The following is a 16,481-nucleotide window of genomic DNA, read 5'->3' as shown; positions in this document are numbered from 1 at the left end:
CATCATTGGGCCCATGTCCGGGAAAGCTTCGCCCTTCACAGCCGCCGCGCTCGCCCTCGCCCTGGCCGTCGCCGGGCTGGGGACGCCGGCTGTCGCCCAGCCCGACGACCGCGGTCGGGGCGGCCGCGGCGACGAGCGCCGCTGGGTGCAGCAGGGAGAGCCACGCGGCGACCGCGGAGGCGACCGTCGCTGGGTGCAGCCAGCCGACCCGCGCGGCGGACGCGACCGGCAGGACCGGCGCGAGCAGCGGCGCTTCGAAGCCGAGCGCCCCGACGGCTGGCGCGGCCAGGGGGGCGAGCGCTGGGGCCGCCAGCCGCAGGACCACCCCGGCCGAGGCGGGCCGCCGGTCTACGTCCAGCCACCCGTTCATGTCCAGCCGCCAGCCCAGGTCCAGCCGTCCCCGCAGTGGCAGGGCCGTGGCGACGACCGCGCCGAGCGGCGCTGGAATCCCCGCGCCCCGCGGTTGCGCCCCGGCGATCCGTTGCCCTCCGAATACCGCCAGCGCCAGTTCGTCGTCAACGACTGGCGGGCACACCGCCTGTATGCGCCGCCGCCCGGCCACCAGTGGGTGCAGCCGGAGCCCGGCAACTACCTCCTGATCGGCCGCAACGGCGAAATCGTCAACATGCTGGTCGGCCAGTGATCCGCCGCGCCGGCGGTCAGCGGCCCCTGGACTTGCGCCACGCGGCGAAGTCGACCTGCGTCTGCGGGTCGGTCGCCGGATACAGGCCCAGGATCGAGCGGCCGCGCCTGACCTCGTCTTCCACGAAGTCCTCGAACACCGTCATCTCGGTGGCCTCGGCGGCGATCTCGTCGGCGAGGTGGGCCGGCACGATCACCACGCCGTCGCCGTCGCCGACCACCATGTCGCCGGGGAAGACGGGCGCGTCGCCGCAGCCGATCGGCACGTTGATGTCGATCGCCTGGTGCAGCGTCAGGTTGGTCGGCGCGCTCGGCCGCTGGTGATACGCCGGCATCGGCAGCTTGCCGATGTCGCTCGAATCGCGGAACCCGCCGTCGGTGACGACACCGGCCACGCCGCGGGCGTGCAGGCGCCCGACCAGGATGCCGCCAGCCGACGCGGCCCGCGCGTCCTTGCGGCTGTCGATCACCATCACCGCGCCCGGCGGGCACTCCTCGACCGCCTTGCGCTGCGGATGGCCGCGATCGCGGAACACCTCCAGTGCGTTGAGGTCCTCGCGCGCCGGCATGTAGCGCAGGGTGAAGGCCGGACCGACCATGTTGCGCTCGTAGCGGCCTACCGGCTGCACGTCCTGGACGAACTGGTGGCGCAGGCCGCGCTTGTAGAGGCAGGTGCAGATGGTGGCCGTGCTCACGCGCCTGAAGCGTTCCACGGTTTCGGGGCGCACCGTGTGCTGCGCGGTGTCTTGGGTCATGCGGTCTCCGTCGGGGGAATGTCCGGTTGCCGGTTGGCGGCCGGGCATTGTCCCTCAACGGTAGCTCGGCGGCGTGCGATGCCGTCGCCCAGCCACGGGTCAGTGACGCCGCAGTCCTACACGGGGCCGGCGGGCCCACTCCTACGATCGGCAGCCATCAAGGTCATCTGAAGGACACTGGCATGCACTTCATCTGGAGCATCCTGATCGGCTTCATCGTCGGGCTGGTGGCCCGCGCCCTGATGCCCGGACCCAATCCCATGGGATTCATCCTGACCACGATCCTCGGCGTCGTGGGCGCGCTGGTCGCCACCTTCCTCGGCCAGGGGCTTGGCTGGTACGCCGAGGGCAGCAGCGCCGGCTTCATCGCGTCGGTCGTCGGCGCGATGATCCTGCTGTTCATCTACGGGCTGGTCTCCCGGCGGCACTGAAACGCGGCGCGCACCGCGCCGCTCACAGGGGCCGCGGCAGCGCCTTCAGGCCGATCCAGGCCGCGGCGATCACGGCGCTGACAGGCACGCTGAGGGAAGCCGGAACGTAGAAAAAGGAAGAGAGCTCCGGCAGTTCGAGCAGCACCTCGAAGTAGCTGCCCAGGCCGTAGAGCATCAGCCCGAGGCAGACCCAGCGCCACAGGTACAGCGGCAGCCAGCGCGCCTGCTCGCGGTTGTGCCGCCACGCCGCCGCGCGCTGGAACGCGTCGCCGCGGCCGGCGTCCTGGAACAGCCAGTCGAAGAAGAAATAGCGATAGAGGAGGGTCCAGAAGGAAACTTCCTGCACCTTGGCACCTGCACCGGGCAACGGAACGATGGAAGTTCATTGTTGGACGGTGCGGCGCCGGCGAGTGTAGGAATCCGCCCCCCGCTGGCGTGAGGCATCGCGCGTGGCCGGCGCCAGCGGCGGTCGCGGCCGCGCGGGCCTTCGGATCAGGCGTTGGCGATGCGGCTCACCAGCGCCTTCGTGAACGCGGCCGTGCTGGCGCTGCCGCCGAGGTCGCCGGTGCGGACCTTGTCGACGTTGAGGGTTTCGTCGATGGCGCGGCGCAGCCGGGTGGCGAGTTCGGGCCGGCGGACGTGATCGAGCATCATCGCGGCCGCCAGCAGCAGCGCCGTGGGATTGGCGATGCCCTTGCCGGCGATGTCCGGCGCCGAGCCGTGCACCGCTTCGAAGATGGCCGCGTCGCGCCCGATGTTGCCCCCTGGCGCCATGCCCAGGCCGCCGACCAGGCCCGCCACCAGGTCGGACAGCACGTCGCCGAACAGGTTGGTCGTGACCACGACGTCGAACTGCCACGGGTTGAGGACCAGCTTCATCGCGCAGGCGTCGACGATCATGGTCTCGAGTTCGAACCGGCCCTTGTACTTCTCCTCGTACAGCTTCACGCCGGTATCCAGGAAGATGCCGGTCAGCGCCTTGAGGATGTTGGCCTTGTGCACGATCGTCACCTTCTTGCGCCCGGTGGCGACCGCGTGCTCGAAGGCGTATTCGATCAGCCGGCGGCTGCCCTGGCGCGTGTTGATGCCGGTGGCCATGGCGACGGCCTGCGGATCGTCGTCGATCCGGATGTAGTTCTCGTGCCCGATGTACAGGCCCTCGAGGTTCTCCCGCACCACCACGAGGTCGATGTTGTCGTAGCGCCCGCCCGGGATGATGGTGCGGGCCGGGCGCAGGTTGGCGAACAGCTGGAACTCCTCGCGCAGGCGCACGTTGGACGAGCGGTAACCCCCGCCCAGGGGCGTTTCCAGCGGGCCCTTGAGCGCGAGGCGCGTGCGGCGGATGCTGTCCAGCGTGGCCGGCGGCAGGGGATCGCCGGCGCTCTTGACGCCGCCGAGGCCGGCGACCTGGCTGTCCCATTCGAAGGGCGCTTTCAGCGCGTCCAGGGCGGCCAGGGTGGCTTCGACGATTTCGGGACCGATGCCGTCGCCGGGAATCAAGGTGGCTGGGATCTTGTTCGACATGAGGGGCTCCAGGGGGTTCGCCGCGCGGCGAGTGGCAGTGCAAAACCCACCATTCTCGCAGCGATTCGATTCCGGCAAGGGTAAACCCCGAAGCCCGTCCCGGGTGGGCCGCGCTCCAGGCCAAAAAGAAAATGCCCGCCGATGGCGGGCATTTCGCGGCGCGGCGCCTCGAGCGGGCGCTGCGCGAAGCCTGGAATTACTTCTTGGCTTCTTCTTTCTTCTCGGCCTTGGCGGTCTTCTTCTCGGCCTTGGCGTCGGCCTTGGCTTCCTTCTTTTCGGCCTTGGCATCGGCCTTGGCGGCCTTCTTCTCGGCCTTGGCTTCCTTCTTCTCGGCCTTGGCTTCGGCCTTGGCGGCGGAGGCGCCAGCCATCGGGGCGCCGGCGTGCGAGGCGGCGAACGACGACACGGCGAAGAAGGAGGTCAGCAGGAGAGCAAGGAGCTTGTTCATATAAGACTTTTCCATTCGATGTTGGGGAGGATGCCGCCTGGAAAGGCTGCCTCCCATCAACGCGGCACTCATCCGCGCGGTTGACTCGGTAATTACCCGCAGTCGCCCGGCTGTGCGCCGGCCGCCTCCGCCGTTGCCCGCGCGGCGGTGCGGCCGGGCCCGTCAGCCTGTGCAGGCGGCGCCGCTCGCGCGCTGGAAGGTGGCGCCCCGCGCCATGGCCAGCAAGCCGTCGCCCCCCGTGACGCGCAGCTCGTCGCCGGCACGCTGCAGCACCAGCGATCCGTGCCTGGTGGCCTGGGTATGCAGCGTTCCGCCTTCCACCCGCCCCTCGAGTTCCCGGCGCCGCTCGCGCCGCACCAGCGTGCCTTGCACGTCCTGTTGCTGCTGCGACAGCTGCAGGCTGAACTCGTGCAGCAGCCCGGTGCCGCACCACAGGCCGTCGAAGGCGGCCAGCGGCGCCTTCGGCCGGCCGCGCGCGGCCGCCTGGGTCGCAGGGATGGCAGCCACGGACAAGAGCGCGGCGAAGAACGCAAGACGGAAAGCAGGCAGGCGCATGGGAACACGGGCAGAACAGCCCCGATGGATCGGCAACCGGTCCGCGGGTTCCCGATTCAGTGCTCGACCACCCGGATCTTGCCTTCGCGAACGTAGCGCTCGTACTCGTCGCGGGTGATCGCCGTCGATCCGGCGGCGCCGTTGCTCTCGGTCCAGCCGAGGGTCACGCTGTCGTCGGCGACGTCGAGGTCGACGGGGCCCGGGGGGATCGGCATCAGCACGCCGTCGCCGGCGCGGAACGAGACTTCGCCGCGGATGACCGCTTGCTGGGACATGGAAGCTCCTTGGGTTGCAGGTCCTCCATTGCAGCGCCGCGAGCGGCGCCTGGCTGTCAGCCAAACACCCATCCTCCTGCCGGAGGACGGCAGAGCTGCGCTGCAGCTGGCTTGTCATCGGCCGCGCATCCTCGTACAGTCGCTCCCCTTCCGGCAGCCAACCAAGGGAGATGCCATGCCTATCCTCGACAGCTACCTGTTCTTCGACGGCACCTGCGCCGAGGCGATGCGGTTCTACGAGCGCACGCTCGGCGGCAAGCTGGAGATGATGATGACCTACGGCGAGTCGCCCGACCCGCAGCAGTGCCCGCCCGGATCGAAGGACCGCATCATGCATGCGAACCTCATCGTCGACGGGCGCAACCTGATGGCGAGCGACACGCCCGCTGGCCAGGCCGCCGCCATGGGCGGTTTCTCGCTCTCGCTGGCGTACCAGGGCGCCGACGAGGCGCGCCGCATCTTCGACCAGCTGGCCGAAGGCGGCAAGGTGACGATGCCGGTGACCAAGACGTTCTGGGCCGAGGCTTTCGGCATGCTCACGGACCGCTTCGGGACGCCCTGGATGGTGATGGGCGGCGTCTCTGGCTGAACGCACGCGGGCCCGCCCGCGGCGCGAGGCGTGCGCAGGTGCAGAATCGAGGTTCATCGGCAACCGAGAGCCAACCATGATCCGACTGGCTGCAATCCTGCCCGCTGCTGTGCTGCTCGCGTCCTGCGCGGCAACCGGCCCGTTCACCGGCACCGCGTCTCCCGCCGACCCCTACGCCGGCACGCCGGCCCGGCTGAACCAGGGCCCGGAGGTGACCTACCTGTGCGAGGACCTCACGGTGGTGGTCGTGCAGTATGGGCAGCGCACCGCGATCGCGAAGCTGAACAGCGGATTGGACCTGAAGCTGCCGCTGCAGGCGGTGGGATCGGGTTTCTACGCGACCACGACGCACAGCTTCCAGGTGCGCACCGGCGACGGCCTGTGGTCGGTGGCGCCGCGGCCGCCGGTGGCCTGCCGCATCCAGCGCTGACCCGCGCCTAGAAGCCGGCGCCCTGCGCCTGCGCGGCCAACTCCGCCAGCGTGCCCATGAACTGCATGTCGCCGTTGGACGCCGGCCCCATGTAGTAGACGTTGCCGTCGCGGACGCCGACGTACGCGTTGGTCGCCGGATACCAGCGGTAGATGTAGCCGCCCCACAGGTCGCTGCGGGCGCCGGCCGGCTGCAGGTGTCCGGCATACGCCTGCTCGGCCCAGTCGAAGACACGCTCGGCCTGCGAGTGCGTGCGCAGGATCCCGGCGATCCCGCCCGGATCGCCGAACACCGACCCGGCGACCGCGTAGCCGTCCGGCATGCCGGACGGCACGGTCGGCGTCACGCTGCTGGCGGAGCAGAACGCCGTATCGAAATAGGTGCCGGTGGCGCTGCGGACCAGCTCGGTGTAGCCCCGCTTGATGAACCGATGGTCGCAGGCGAAGGCCGCACGGCGCTGCGCGAGCGGGGCGCCGGCGAACTGCGCGCTGGCCATCGGCACGATGCCGTCGTTGGGGTACGGCCGCCCATACGCGCTGAGCAGGTACTGCGAGGTGGCGCGCAGCGAAGAGGGCGAACCGGGCTTGTAAGCGCCGATGGCCCCCGAGTCCACGTCCTCGTCCTGCACCGCGCTCGTGCCGTAGGCGACGATCTTCTCGTAGTAGCCCGCCAGCGGGTTCGCCGCGACCGTCCCGCAGCGCCCGTGCCGGCCGCCGGTGGCCGGCGCGTAGTTGTTCAATTGCGCGAGCCACGGGTTGCAGCGGCCGAGGAACATGTCGAGGCCGTCGTAGTTGGTCCACGTCAGTTGCGCCAGGAAGCCGGCGTGGGTGTCGCTCAGTTCGGCGATCGTGTCCAGGCCCAGCGCGAGGCCGGCGTCCATCAGCGGGCTGCCGTGGTGGGGCGTGCCGAGCGTGACTAGGCGCAGCACCTTCTCGCCGCCGCGCTGGCCATCGCGGAACGCGTGCTCCTGCATCATCGAGCGCGCGACCAGGCCGCCCATCGAGTGCGCGAGCACGATCACGCGCTTGCCGCCGAAGCCGAAGTGCGGTGGTTTCGCGGGCCGGTCCTGGAACGCCTGCATCGCGTCGCGCAGCGCGGCGGCCACCGCCGGAATGCTGCGTGGCGCCGCGGGATCGGCGTTCACTTCCTGGGAGCCGGTGCTGTACCGGAACGTGTACGGCTTGAACGCGGCGCGCCACGCGGGTTGGCGCTCGTAGGCGCGCAGGAAGCTCTCCCAGCCTTCGTTGGAGCCGCCCAGCCCGTGGACGAGCAGCACCGGCAAGCGGGTGCCCACCGCGGTGCCGTCGACGTCGGTGCCGTCATTGAAACGCGCCGGCACGAGCTCGGGCGCGAGCGCGGCGGCGGTCGTGCCGGCGCCCACGAGCGCCATGAAGGCCAGCGTGCGGCCGATGCCGCCCAGCATCCGGCGCGTGGCGCCGGTCTCAACATGCGCAGACCGAGGGGATGCCATTTCGATTGCTTCCGGTAACCCAGCCGTGATGCTGGTCGAGGACGTGCACCGATGAGGTCACAAAGTGCAAGGAGCCGCAAGCGGCACCGGCTGACAGACGCGGCCGCGCGGAAGGGCTACGCTCGATGCCGGGAAGTCACTACCGAAGGACTCGCATGGCCCTGCCACACGCCCAGCCGCTGGACATCATCAACGTTTCCCCGCTCGGCCCCGACCTGCGGGAAGCGGTCAGCACCAGCCTGATCAAGACCGACCGGTTGCAGCTGCTGCACCTGGTGCTGCCGGCCAACAAGGACCAGCCGGAACACCACGTCGAGGAAGAGTGCACGATCCACTGCCTCGAAGGCGACGTCGAGGTGGCGTGGCCGGGCGGCGTGCGGCGCCTGCAGGCCGGCAACCTGGTGGTGCTGCCGGCGAAAGAGCGCCATTCGCTGCGCGCGCGCACCAACTGCGCGGTGCTCGTCACGCTGATCCTGAACCACGGCGATGCGGCGCATGGCGGGGGCGCCGGCGCGCGGACCCTGGAGCAAGGCAAGCCGTAGTCCGGTCCGGCGGCACCGACCCGCGGCGCCGTCGTGTTCCTACAGCGGCGCCCACATGCGCGCGCTAGATTGAACCATCTCAATCCCAAGGGAGCACAGCCATGCCACGCGGTGACAAGTCGTCGTACACCGACAAGCAGAAACGCCAGGCCGAGCACATCGAGGAAGGCTACGAGGAGCGCGGCGTGGGCCACCAGGAGGCCGAGCGCCGCGCCTGGGCCACCGTCAACAAGGAAACGGGCGGCGGCAAGAAGAGCGGATCGGGCCGCGGCAAGGCGATGGACACCGGGCCGTCGAAGAAGGGCGGCAAGGCCGGCGGCCGTGCTTCGGCCTCGCGCTCCGCCGAGGAGCGCTCCGCCTCGGCGAAGAAGGCGGCCGCGACGCGCAAGCGCAACGCGGCGAAGAAGTCGCACTGAACGCGCGGCGGCGCGAAGGACGGGACGCGGCGCCGGGGACGCCCATCCACGACTCCTGATCGTTGATACAGGTCAACGCCTCGCCCGACCGGGTGGGTAGCCTTCTTGCCAGGGGGCTCGCCCCCTGCATCGAGGAGTTGTCATGGGTCTGCCATTCGCATCCGTTCCCGCCTGGGCATCGGTGTCCGCCGTCGTCCTGTTCACCGCACTTTCGGCCTTCAGCGGGCCGGCCGACGCGCAGCGCCGCGAGCGCCCCGGCAAGGAAGTGGTCGACGCCGCGTGCGGCGCGTGCCATCTTTCCGGCAAGGACGGAGCCCCCAGGATCGGCGACGCCGCAGCCTGGGCCGCCCGCACGGGACAGGGCCTGACGATGCTGACCGAGCACGCGCTCAAGGGCATCCGCAAGATGCCGGCGCACGGCGGCAGCACCGGCGTAAGCGACCTCGAGCTGCAGCGCGCCATCGTGTACATGGTCAACAACTCCGGTGGCCGCTGGATCGAGCCCGCCGCGATGCGGACGTCGACGCTCACCAGCGAGACCATCGTGCAGCAGCAATGCGCTGCGTGCCACCAGGGAGGCAAGGACGGTGCGCCCAGGATCGGCGACCGCGCCGCCTGGACGCCGCGCTTTGCCAAGGGCCTCGACCGGCTGGTCGCTTCGGCCGTCCACGGCCACGGCGCGATGCCGGCGCGCGGCGGGATGCCGGACCTGGAGCGCGAGGACATCCGCGACGCCACGCTGTACATGTTCAACTACGGCCTGCCGGCGGTGGCCGCGCCGCAGCCGCCGGCGGCGCCGGACCCGCACCACAAGCTGGTCTCCGGGCTGGACGTCTATTTCGGCATGATGCGGGCCGACGCGTTGCGCTCGCAGGGCGCCAAGGCCGGCGGAACGAAGCTGTCCATCCCCGCCGGACGCGGCTACTACCACCTGAACATCTCGGTGGAAGACAACAAGACGCGGGCGCCGGTCACCGACGCGCAGGTGACGATGCAGGTTTCCGACGGCATGAGCGTGGAGACCAAGACGCTGGAGCGGCTGGCCGCCAACAACGCGGTGAGCTACGGCAACTTCTTCAGGTTCACCAGCGGCAACTCGTACAACATCACAACGGAGATCAAGCGGGCCGGGATGCCGTCTCCGGTGACGGCGAAGTTCGAGTTCAAGGCGCCGTAGCGGCGCGGCGGCTGCGGCCGCGGGTCTGTCCGTCGAGACGGCGCCACCGCGCCGCGCTCACAACTGCTGAAGCTTCGTTGCAATCGGCAACGTGAGGCCGCGGGCGCGGCCGATACGATGAAGCTCAGCAGTTTGCGAGCGACCCATGTCAATCAACCCGAATCTCCTGGTGCTGATCGCACTGGCCTGCGCCGGCGCGGCCCTGCCGGCCGCGGCACAGACGGTCTACAAGTGCGGATACGGCAGCGCCGTGAAGTACTCCGACCGGCCTTGCACTGGCCGCATCGTCGACACCGCCGACGCACCCGTGCCGGCCAGGGCAAACCCGCGCCAGGTGGACGTGCGGCGCCTCAGGGAAAACCGGATCCTGGCGCAGTCGTTGCGACGCCGGCCGGGTGAGACCGTGCCGCAGTTCGAGCTGCGGCGCCGGCGCGCCGCCATGCTGGCGCCGGATCGCGCCGAATGCGCGCGGCTGGACACCCGCATGCCGGTCGAAGCGGCGCGCATGGACAACCCGGACCCGCACGAGGTCTCCAGCGCCGCCGCGGCCCTGGAGCAAAGCCGCAGGCGATTTCGCGAATTGCGCTGCTGAGTCAGGCCAGGCTGCGCATCGGCAGCATCGACTTGCACCTGGGGTACTGCGCGCAACCCCAGAAGCGCGACGCCGTCTTGCGGGCTTCGCGCTCGACCATCTTGGTGCCGCAGCTGGCGCAGGTGGGCCGCCAGTACTCGCCCTCGTAGGCAATCTGCAGCAGCTCCAGCTGCTGTTCGGGCGAGCGCTTGCCGACCAGCGCCAGCAGCCGCGCGCCGTCCAGCGCGTTGATGCCGTTCTCCCTGGCGAACTTCGCCGCGTCGGCGGTGAAGGTGGAGGTCGTGGCGTAAGTGCCGCGCTTGAGCCCGTGCGCCGTCATCACGCCGAGGAATTCGCGGACCTCCTTCACGCCGACCTGCCTGCCGCTCCAGTGCTTGCACTGGACGACCGCCGCCGGCCCTTGCGCGTGCTTCGAGTGCAGCCAGATGTCGACGCCGCCGTCGGCGCCGTGCGATTGCGTGCGGGTCTCGAACCCGGCTTGCCCGAACAGCTTCTCGCACACCGCCTCGAAGCGGCGCCACTCGATGTCGTCGAACACCTTCTGGCCCCAGGCGATCTCGCGCCGCCGCTGCGGCGCTGCTTCGAGGCTGGCGGCGCCGGTATCGCCGGTGTCGGGAAACGCGGAGATCGGCCCCGCTTGCGGGATGGCACGCTGCAGCGCCGCCAGCGTCTCGGGCGGGGCCCAGGAGGTCCAGTCCGGCTCCTGCCGCGGCGCGACCGGCTGCTGCGGCTTGACCCGGGCGCGCAGCGCGAAGTGGAACGCGATCAGGCAGGCCCCGACCAGCAGGGCGAACACAGCGGGGATGCGGACGCCGGTGGCGAACGCGCCGGCGATCGCGGAATTGCCCATGAACGCTGGTACCACCAGCAGCACTGCGCCCAATGCCACCGCCGCGATGCCCGCCTCAAAAAGCTTGCCGGGCGACTTCCTCGCCCCGGCCTGAGATCGCCGTCGTCCCATTCCCCGCTCCTCGTTCGAGTGCGGCGAGCTTAAGGGATGGCGGGTCCGGCACGAATGGGGTGCGACCCTCATCGTCCCTCTTGCTGCGTGGAGGCTTGCAGGTCCCTGACGAAGGTCTCGAAGGCGTCCGGCTGCAGTGCGGGGTCCATCCGCAGCAGCGCCGACGGGTGCAAGGTCACCAGCACCTTCCTGCCGTCGGGCCGCTCGTGCCACTGGCCGCGTTCGGCCGTCACCGCCACCGGCCGGCGCAGCAGCGAGCGTGCCGCGGTCGCGCCCAGGGCCACCAGCGCGTGCGGCTGCACGATGGCGATCTCCTCTTCCAGCCAGTGCCGGCAGGCGGCGGCTTCGGCTTGCGAAGGCGTCTTGTGGATGCGCCGCTTGCCGCGCGGCTCGAACTTGAAATGGCGCACGGCGTTGGTCAGGAAGACGCTGTCGCGCGCCAGGCCCGCCCGGTCCATCGCGCGCGCCAGCAGCTCGCCCGCCGGGCCGACGAAGGGACGGCCGCGCAGGTCCTCGTGGTCGCCCGGCTGCTCGCGCACCAGCATCAGCGCCGGGCGCATGGGGCCTTCGCCGGGACGGCCTGCGTCGCCATCGCACCAATCGGACAGGCGCGGCAGCGCTGCACGGCCTGGGCGAGTTCGGGCAAGGAGGAGGGACGCTCCACCGCCGACGGCTCGGCGTCCCGCGCCAGCTTGACCACCCGCCGCATCGGCTGCGTCGGCGCCTGCTCGATCATGCCGCCGCTGCGTTCGAGTGCGTCCGCCGCCAGCCGCGCAATGAGCTGCGCCTCGGGCAGGTTGCGCCAGTACTTGCGCGGCATCTCCTTTTGCATCATGGCCAGCTTCAGCCGCGCGGGGTTGAAGATGCTGCGGTAGTAGGTGAGCCAGAGCTGCTCGCCCGCATCCGCCGGCGGCGCGTCCTGCTGCTGCGCACCGGGCCGGAAGTGGAGTTCATGGCCGTCCCACTCCACGCAGCGCCGGGGCGTCAGGATGGCCCAGCGCATCTGCGTGAAGCGCCGCATGAACCATGGCGCGTTGGCCTCGACGACGTGGTGCTCGGGCTCGAACCAGGCCACGTGCAGTACCTGCCCCGGCGCCTGCGCATCGGGCATCTCGCGAAACCGCACGAAGGCGCGCATCTTGTGGATGTCGTGCCCTACCGCGTGCGCCATGCGGCGCGCCAGCAACATGTCGGCATCGAGCGGGTCGTGGCGCAAGGTGGGCTCGTGCTGCAGGCGCCAGAGCAGCCGATAGAGCAGGGCGAAGCGCTGGGGGTCCGCGTGCAGCACCACCGTTTCGCACAGGGCCAGGAAGGCGGAAGGCACCGATGCCGCGCTCCCGGCGGCCGTCGGCATGGTTGGCAGCGCGGGCTCCTGCGCGAAGAGATCGCCGGCGTCGGCCGAGGTGGTCCAGTGCACCTGGTCCGGCGGCACCTGGCGCGCCAGCAGCGTCCGCGCCTGGGCGCGGAATCCGGCGAAGTCGGTGTCGCCCGCCAGCTGCGCGCGCATGGTCAGAACAGGGCGGATTGCACCGGTGGCGCCTTGGCCATGGCGACTGCCTGGGCCAAGGGCGCGCTGGTCGCGGCCGGCCGGTGGTCGGCCAGCACCACGAACGGCAGCACGCGGCGCTGCGGCACGTGCAGGCGCTTGAGGTCGTCGGCGCGCAACCGGCGCACCCGCCGCGCCAGTAGCAGCCGGTCGACCGCCTTCACGCCCAGTCCCGGCACGCGCAGCAGCAGCTCGCGCGGCGCTGCGTTCAGGTCGACCGGAAAACGCTCCGGGTGAGCCACCGCCCACGCGAGCTTGGGGTCCATCTCCAGCGACAGCATGCCGCCGGAGCCGGCTGCGATCTCGCCGGCCTCGAAGCCGTAGAAGCGCATCAGCCAGTCGGCCTGGTACAGCCGGTGTTCGCGCAGCAGGGGCGGTGCCTGCAGCGGCAGCGACGAGGACGCATCCGGGATCGGGCTGAATGCCGAGTAGTACACGCGCTTGAGCCGATAGCCGCCATAGAGCTGCGCGCTGGTGGCGAGGATGGTCGCGTCGGTGGCGCCGTCGGCACCGACGATCATCTGCGTGCTCTGGCCCGCTGCCGCGAATGCCTTGGGCCTGGCGCGCCTGGGACGTGCGCCCGGCAGCGAGACGGCCGGCGCCCGCGCCGTCTCCTGGGCTTCGGCCTTGGCTTCTTCGATGTGGATGCGCAGCCGCGCCATTGAGCGCTTGATGGCCGCGCCGTCCTTCTCGGGCGCCAGCGCCGCCAGGCCTTGTTCGGTGGGCAGCTCGATGTTGATCGACAGCCGGTCGGCGTAGCGGCCCGCGCGCTGCAGCAGCTCGGGCGCGGCATCGGGGATGGTCTTGAGGTGGATGTAGCCGCGGAAGTCGTGGTCCTCGCGCAGGCAGCGCGCCACCTCCACCACCTGCTCCATCGTGTAATCGGCGCTGCGGATGATGCCGCTGGACAGGAACAGGCCCTCGATGCAGTTGCGGCGGTAGAAATCGAGCGTGAGGTGCACCACCTCGTCGACCGTGAAGCGTGCGCGCGGCACGTTGCTGCTGGCGCGGTTGACGCAATACAGGCAGTCGTACTGGCAGAAGTTGGTGAGCAGGATCTTGAGCAGCGAGATGCAGCGCCCGTCCGGCGCGTAACTGTGGCAGATGCCCATCCCTTCGTTCGAGCCCAGCCCGCGCCCGCCCACCGAGTTGCGCTTGACGCCGCCGCTGGACGCGCACGACGCGTCGTACTTGGCCGCGTCGGCGAGGATGGCGAGCTTGGAATTCAGATCCACTGGATGATCGTACAGTAATGGCCGAGAGGGCGCACCGGTGAACGGTTTGGCCGGATGATGGTGGGGGAAAGCGTGAGAAATGCCCCGGAAGAAATGCCGTCCCCGCCGGACTGCCCCTGCGCCTGCTTCGAGCGTGTCCGTCTACTGTCTTGACTGCTAAGAAATTTTCTTAAGCCTGCCCCCAGACCGCGGCTAGCATGGAAGCTCAACAGCGAGGTAAGCAATGGGGCGCAGAAAATCGACTCCGGCAGAGGATTTCATGGATCTCGTAGCCATGATGCCTTGGTGGGCCGGTGTTGCCTTGGCCCTTGTGTCCTATCTGGTGCTGCATCAGATGGCGGGAAGCAACCCCAGTCCGAATGCTGCGCAGCCAGGTCAGATGGCGGCGTTTGCTACCCGGGCGATGGTGGCGTCGCTCGCATCGATCGGGCAGTTCCTCATTCCATTCTTCTGTCTTCTCGGCGCGCTGGGATCCTTTTTCCGCCGTCAACGACGCGAATCGCTGGTGCGCGGGGTGGTTCGATCCAAAGGAGCAGACGCGCTCAATGGAATGTCATGGCGGGAGTTCGAGATGCTCGTAGGCGAGGCGTTTCGCCTGCAGGGATACAGGGTCACCGAGCAAGGTGGTGGTGGCGCTGACGGGGGAGTGGATCTGGTCCTGCGCAGAGCCGACGAAACTTACCTCGTGCAGTGCAAGCAGTGGAAGGCATTCAAGGTCGACGTGAAGGTGGTTCGCGAGCTGTACGGGCTCATGGCGGCGCAAGGAGCTGCCGGCGGGTTTGTCGTTACCTCCGGTACCTTCACAGCGGATGCGCACGCATTCGCCAAAGGCCGAAACGTGAATCTGGTGGATGGCCCCAAGCTGTTCGGGCTCATACAGCAGGCCACGGCGGGGCGGTCGAAGCCTTCGAGTGCACCCTCGCCGACACCCGCCGCCAGGACCGCAGCGGCGGCGACACCCGAGTGCCCGCAGTGCGGCGCGTCAATGGTGCGCAGGACCGCTCGGAAGGGCGCGAATGCAGGCGCGCAGTTCTGGGGCTGTTCGCAATATCCGTCCTGTCGCGGCACGCGGTGACCTGGGGCTGCAATGGCGCTGACGCTGATGCTCTCGACCCTGCTGGTTTTCCTGACCGGCGCGGTTGCGTCAGTCGGAGCGCAGCCGGTCTACAAATGCAAGTCCCCCCAAGGGACGGTCGCGTACTCGCACGAGCCCTGTGTCGGTGCACGGGTGGTCGACACTACTCCCACGCAAGGCCTGGACAAGTCAAGCGGCCAAAGCAGGAAGGGCGCAGACGTCCGGAGGAGCGAGACGAACAAAGCGATGGCCAAGGCGCTAGAGCCAATCCTCGGAGAGACGGCGGCCCAATATGAGCTGCGCCACAAGAGGTTCAAGCTGCCGCCGAAGGACCGGACCGAATGCGCGACTCTTGACTCCCGGCTGCCTGCGCAGGAGATGGCTGTGCGCAATGCCGGACAGGGCGAAGGGGCAGCCGCGGAAGCAGCGCTCTTCGAGAGTCGCAAGAAGTACCGAAAGCTAGGCTGCTAGGAAGAGAAATGGCAACAAGGGAAGCTGCGAAGCTCGCAGTACTGATCGACGCGGACAATGCGCAAGCTCTGGTCATCCAGGAATTGCTGGCTGAAGTGTCCCGATACGGTACTGCCACCATCAAGCGCGCGTACGGGGATTGGACAACGCCCAATCTGGTCTCGTGGAAGGAAACCCTTCACGCAATGGCGATCCAGCCCGTTCAGCAGTTTCGGTACACCACCGGCAAGAATTCGACCGACTCCGCTCTGATTATCGATGCGATGGACGTGCTGCATGCCGACAACGTAGATGGGTTTTGCCTCGTATCCTCTGACAGTGATTTCACAAGGTTGGCGACGCGCATTCGGGAGGCGGGCCTGGTCGTCTACGGCTTTGGCGAGCGCAAGACGCCCGCGCCGTTTGTCGCTGCCTGCGACAAGTTCATCTTCACGGAGATTCTCCGGCCCGTCCCGACGCAGGAGAAGATTGGTGAAGCCGCCGCGCTGCCGCCGCTCCGGCCAATGGTCGTCGCGGCTATTGAAGCAACGACTCGCGAGGACGGCTGGGCCTCGCTTGCCGCCGTCGGTGGGCAGATCACCAAGAACAACCCGTCCTTCGATTCGCGCAACTATGGTTGCGCCAAGCTCGGCGAGTTGATGCGCAAGCAGGACTATCTGGACGTCAAAGAGGCTCCGATGTCGGAAGGATCTGCAAGCGTGCACCTGCATGTGCGTCTGAAACAGTCGTTGACGTCGAGACCGGGTTCACCCTGAATTGTGACGTTGCCTGCGGGGACTTGGGCCACGCTAGCGCAGGCGCACGCGATAGGGGGCAGATGAGAAGCACGGGAGTGTTTGGCGCCGTCCCCCAAAGGTATTGGAGCAAGCGACCACAGGAACGTCAGCGGCTGTCGTGAAGCGCTATTGGATTTTTGCGCTTCATCCGTGAAGCGCAAATGCCTAGAATACGCTTCATGTACCTCTGGCAGGAACCGGGCTGGCCGGCACTCACGTGGGACGCGAGCGCCGTCACGGCGCCACTGGCGCAGGCGCGTTTGGCCCAGGGCCGGATGCTGGGGCTGGCGGGCGGCTTGGGCGTGATGGACCTTGCCGAGCTGCAGCTGGCGGGCTGGACGCAGGAAGCGCTGGCCACCGCGCAGATCGAGGGCGAGCAACTCCAGCTGAACTCCGTTCGCGCCTCGGCCGCTCGCCGGCTCGGACTGGCGAATGCGCCCGCGTGTCACCTCTCACCGTTTTCGAGCCAATCCGTTTCCGGCATATTCAAGCCAGTTGCGGCTGCAAACGGGCATCCCGAGCGAGGGTTAAGCATGGCCGTTTTTCGCGGCGGCGGCAACTGGCTGACGA

At 69.1% G+C, this 16,481-nt stretch carries 23 protein-coding genes; 12 read left to right on the top strand and 11 right to left on the bottom strand.

Going from position 1 to position 16,481, the window contains the following annotated elements:
• Window positions 1-13 precede the first annotated feature (13 nt).
• Window positions 14-643, top strand: a complete 630-nt coding sequence (locus tag RAMLITH_RS16160) for an RcnB family protein (protein ID WP_168108474.1) — start codon at window positions 14-16, stop codon at window positions 641-643.
• Window positions 644-659: 16 nt separating this feature from the next.
• Here the strand turns inward: RAMLITH_RS16160 and RAMLITH_RS16155 are convergent, their stop codons facing one another.
• Window positions 660-1,370: a ribonuclease activity regulator RraA gene (locus RAMLITH_RS16155; RefSeq protein WP_420376920.1), complete on the bottom strand. Its 711-nt coding sequence runs from the start codon at window positions 1,368-1,370 to the stop codon at window positions 660-662.
• A 209-nt stretch (window positions 1,371-1,579) separates the two neighbouring features.
• Here RAMLITH_RS16155 and RAMLITH_RS16150 point away from each other — a divergent pair, with 209 nt between their 5' ends.
• Window positions 1,580-1,828 (top strand): GlsB/YeaQ/YmgE family stress response membrane protein, encoded by a 249-nt coding sequence (locus RAMLITH_RS16150; RefSeq protein ID WP_168108472.1) that lies wholly within the window; start codon window positions 1,580-1,582, stop codon window positions 1,826-1,828.
• A 22-nt stretch (window positions 1,829-1,850) separates the two neighbouring features.
• On the opposite strand, the gene RAMLITH_RS16145 is transcribed toward RAMLITH_RS16150, so the two are convergent.
• The 5 genes from RAMLITH_RS16145 to RAMLITH_RS16125 form a co-directional block, all read right to left on the bottom strand.
• Window positions 1,851-2,174: a hypothetical protein gene (locus RAMLITH_RS16145; RefSeq protein WP_168108471.1), complete on the bottom strand. Its 324-nt coding sequence runs from the start codon at window positions 2,172-2,174 to the stop codon at window positions 1,851-1,853.
• 146 nt (window positions 2,175-2,320) lie between these two features.
• Window positions 2,321-3,352 carry an isocitrate/isopropylmalate dehydrogenase family protein gene (locus RAMLITH_RS16140; protein WP_168108470.1) on the bottom strand — a complete coding sequence of 344 codons (1,032 nt, stop codon included), beginning with the start codon at window positions 3,350-3,352 and terminating at the stop codon, window positions 2,321-2,323.
• 196 nt (window positions 3,353-3,548) lie between these two features.
• The gene (locus RAMLITH_RS16135) at window positions 3,549-3,800 is read right to left on the bottom strand and encodes a cell envelope biogenesis protein TolA (RefSeq protein ID WP_168108469.1); all 252 of its coding nucleotides are present in this window, start codon (window positions 3,798-3,800) and stop codon (window positions 3,549-3,551) included.
• Window positions 3,801-3,962: 162 nt separating this feature from the next.
• Window positions 3,963-4,307, bottom strand: coding sequence for a hypothetical protein (locus RAMLITH_RS16130; RefSeq protein WP_168108468.1), 345 nt, complete (start codon window positions 4,305-4,307; stop codon window positions 3,963-3,965).
• 104 nt (window positions 4,308-4,411) lie between these two features.
• Entirely contained in the window at window positions 4,412-4,630 is a 219-nt protein-coding gene (locus tag RAMLITH_RS16125; protein WP_168108467.1) for a hypothetical protein, read from the bottom strand.
• Window positions 4,631-4,805: 175 nt separating this feature from the next.
• Here RAMLITH_RS16125 and RAMLITH_RS16120 point away from each other — a divergent pair, with 175 nt between their 5' ends.
• Both RAMLITH_RS16120 and RAMLITH_RS16115 read left to right on the top strand, forming a co-directional pair.
• A complete protein-coding gene (locus tag RAMLITH_RS16120) occupies window positions 4,806-5,219 on the top strand; it encodes a VOC family protein (RefSeq protein ID WP_168108466.1) in 414 nt (137 codons plus the stop codon).
• A gap of 76 nt (window positions 5,220-5,295) precedes the next feature.
• A complete protein-coding gene (locus RAMLITH_RS16115) occupies window positions 5,296-5,649 on the top strand; it encodes a hypothetical protein (RefSeq protein ID WP_168108465.1) in 354 nt (117 codons plus the stop codon).
• A gap of 7 nt (window positions 5,650-5,656) precedes the next feature.
• Here the strand turns inward: RAMLITH_RS16115 and RAMLITH_RS16110 are convergent, their stop codons facing one another.
• Window positions 5,657-7,120 carry an esterase/lipase family protein gene (locus RAMLITH_RS16110; RefSeq protein ID WP_168108464.1) on the bottom strand — a complete coding sequence of 488 codons (1,464 nt, stop codon included), beginning with the start codon at window positions 7,118-7,120 and terminating at the stop codon, window positions 5,657-5,659.
• Between the two features lie 155 nt (window positions 7,121-7,275).
• On the opposite strand from RAMLITH_RS16110, the gene RAMLITH_RS16105 reads away from it, so the two are divergent.
• The 4 genes from RAMLITH_RS16105 (at window position 7,276) to RAMLITH_RS16090 (ending at window position 9,847) form a co-directional block, all read left to right on the top strand.
• Entirely contained in the window at window positions 7,276-7,662 is a 387-nt protein-coding gene (locus tag RAMLITH_RS16105) for a cupin domain-containing protein (RefSeq protein WP_168108463.1), read from the top strand.
• 101 nt (window positions 7,663-7,763) lie between these two features.
• Window positions 7,764-8,078 (top strand): plasmid stabilization protein, encoded by a 315-nt coding sequence (locus tag RAMLITH_RS16100; RefSeq protein WP_168108462.1) that lies wholly within the window; start codon window positions 7,764-7,766, stop codon window positions 8,076-8,078.
• A 142-nt stretch (window positions 8,079-8,220) separates the two neighbouring features.
• Window positions 8,221-9,255 carry a c-type cytochrome gene (locus RAMLITH_RS25485; protein WP_181017789.1) on the top strand — a complete coding sequence of 345 codons (1,035 nt, stop codon included), beginning with the start codon at window positions 8,221-8,223 and terminating at the stop codon, window positions 9,253-9,255.
• Between the two features lie 145 nt (window positions 9,256-9,400).
• Window positions 9,401-9,847, top strand: coding sequence for a hypothetical protein (locus RAMLITH_RS16090; RefSeq protein ID WP_168108461.1), 447 nt, complete (start codon window positions 9,401-9,403; stop codon window positions 9,845-9,847).
• A gap of 1 nt (window position 9,848) precedes the next feature.
• Here the strand turns inward: RAMLITH_RS16090 and RAMLITH_RS16085 are convergent, their stop codons facing one another.
• The 4 genes from RAMLITH_RS16085 to RAMLITH_RS16075 form a co-directional block, all read right to left on the bottom strand.
• Window positions 9,849-10,736, bottom strand: a complete 888-nt coding sequence (locus RAMLITH_RS16085; protein ID WP_337786162.1) for a restriction endonuclease — start codon at window positions 10,734-10,736, stop codon at window positions 9,849-9,851.
• A gap of 140 nt (window positions 10,737-10,876) precedes the next feature.
• On the bottom strand, window positions 10,877-11,368 hold the full coding sequence (locus RAMLITH_RS25555) for a UdgX family uracil-DNA binding protein (protein ID WP_202883280.1): 492 nt from the start codon (window positions 11,366-11,368) through the stop codon (window positions 10,877-10,879).
• Entirely contained in the window at window positions 11,353-12,315 is a 963-nt protein-coding gene (locus RAMLITH_RS16080) for a TIGR03915 family putative DNA repair protein (protein ID WP_202883279.1), read from the bottom strand. The genes RAMLITH_RS25555 and RAMLITH_RS16080 overlap by 16 nt, the downstream gene beginning before the upstream one ends.
• A gap of 2 nt (window positions 12,316-12,317) precedes the next feature.
• Window positions 12,318-13,589, bottom strand: a complete 1,272-nt coding sequence (locus RAMLITH_RS16075; protein WP_168108459.1) for a putative DNA modification/repair radical SAM protein — start codon at window positions 13,587-13,589, stop codon at window positions 12,318-12,320.
• Window positions 13,590-13,812: 223 nt separating this feature from the next.
• Here RAMLITH_RS16075 and RAMLITH_RS16070 point away from each other — a divergent pair, with 223 nt between their 5' ends.
• From RAMLITH_RS16070 to RAMLITH_RS16055, 4 genes are all read left to right on the top strand, one after another.
• The gene (locus tag RAMLITH_RS16070) at window positions 13,813-14,664 is read left to right on the top strand and encodes a restriction endonuclease (RefSeq protein WP_168108458.1); all 852 of its coding nucleotides are present in this window, start codon (window positions 13,813-13,815) and stop codon (window positions 14,662-14,664) included.
• A 12-nt stretch (window positions 14,665-14,676) separates the two neighbouring features.
• The gene (locus RAMLITH_RS16065) at window positions 14,677-15,135 is read left to right on the top strand and encodes a DUF4124 domain-containing protein (RefSeq protein ID WP_168108457.1); all 459 of its coding nucleotides are present in this window, start codon (window positions 14,677-14,679) and stop codon (window positions 15,133-15,135) included.
• A gap of 8 nt (window positions 15,136-15,143) precedes the next feature.
• Window positions 15,144-15,890: an NYN domain-containing protein gene (locus tag RAMLITH_RS16060; RefSeq protein ID WP_168108456.1), complete on the top strand. Its 747-nt coding sequence runs from the start codon at window positions 15,144-15,146 to the stop codon at window positions 15,888-15,890.
• A gap of 200 nt (window positions 15,891-16,090) precedes the next feature.
• Window positions 16,091-16,481, top strand: a 391-nt coding sequence (locus tag RAMLITH_RS16055; RefSeq protein ID WP_168108455.1) for a DUF4172 domain-containing protein, incomplete at its 3' end; no start/stop codon positions are given.

The organism is Ramlibacter lithotrophicus (genome assembly GCF_012184415.1).
In the GTDB taxonomy this organism is placed as follows: domain Bacteria; phylum Pseudomonadota; class Gammaproteobacteria; order Burkholderiales; family Burkholderiaceae_C; genus Ramlibacter; species Ramlibacter lithotrophicus.
Note: the sequence above shows the minus strand (reverse complement) of the source record. Positions and strands in the feature narration are given on the sequence as shown.

Coding starts and splice junctions, on each gene's coding strand:
- RAMLITH_RS16160 (WP_168108474.1), top strand. CDS start 14: ATGTCCGGGAAAGCTTCGCCCTTCACAGCCGCCGCGCTCGCCCTCGCC.
- RAMLITH_RS16150 (WP_168108472.1), top strand. CDS start 1,580: ATGCACTTCATCTGGAGCATCCTGATCGGCTTCATCGTCGGGCTGGTG.
- RAMLITH_RS16140 (WP_168108470.1), bottom strand. CDS start 3,352: ATGTCGAACAAGATCCCAGCCACCTTGATTCCCGGCGACGGCATCGGT.
- RAMLITH_RS16135 (WP_168108469.1), bottom strand. CDS start 3,800: ATGAACAAGCTCCTTGCTCTCCTGCTGACCTCCTTCTTCGCCGTGTCG.
- RAMLITH_RS16125 (WP_168108467.1), bottom strand. CDS start 4,630: ATGTCCCAGCAAGCGGTCATCCGCGGCGAAGTCTCGTTCCGCGCCGGC.
- RAMLITH_RS16120 (WP_168108466.1), top strand. CDS start 4,806: ATGCCTATCCTCGACAGCTACCTGTTCTTCGACGGCACCTGCGCCGAG.
- RAMLITH_RS16115 (WP_168108465.1), top strand. CDS start 5,296: ATGATCCGACTGGCTGCAATCCTGCCCGCTGCTGTGCTGCTCGCGTCC.
- RAMLITH_RS16110 (WP_168108464.1), bottom strand. CDS start 7,120: ATGGCATCCCCTCGGTCTGCGCATGTTGAGACCGGCGCCACGCGCCGG.
- RAMLITH_RS16105 (WP_168108463.1), top strand. CDS start 7,276: ATGGCCCTGCCACACGCCCAGCCGCTGGACATCATCAACGTTTCCCCG.
- RAMLITH_RS16100 (WP_168108462.1), top strand. CDS start 7,764: ATGCCACGCGGTGACAAGTCGTCGTACACCGACAAGCAGAAACGCCAG.
- RAMLITH_RS25485 (WP_181017789.1), top strand. CDS start 8,221: ATGGGTCTGCCATTCGCATCCGTTCCCGCCTGGGCATCGGTGTCCGCC.
- RAMLITH_RS16090 (WP_168108461.1), top strand. CDS start 9,401: ATGTCAATCAACCCGAATCTCCTGGTGCTGATCGCACTGGCCTGCGCC.
- RAMLITH_RS25555 (WP_202883280.1), bottom strand. CDS start 11,368: ATGCGCCCGGCGCTGATGCTGGTGCGCGAGCAGCCGGGCGACCACGAG.
- RAMLITH_RS16080 (WP_202883279.1), bottom strand. CDS start 12,315: ATGCGCGCGCAGCTGGCGGGCGACACCGACTTCGCCGGATTCCGCGCC.
- RAMLITH_RS16070 (WP_168108458.1), top strand. CDS start 13,813: ATGGGGCGCAGAAAATCGACTCCGGCAGAGGATTTCATGGATCTCGTA.
- RAMLITH_RS16065 (WP_168108457.1), top strand. CDS start 14,677: ATGGCGCTGACGCTGATGCTCTCGACCCTGCTGGTTTTCCTGACCGGC.
- RAMLITH_RS16060 (WP_168108456.1), top strand. CDS start 15,144: ATGGCAACAAGGGAAGCTGCGAAGCTCGCAGTACTGATCGACGCGGAC.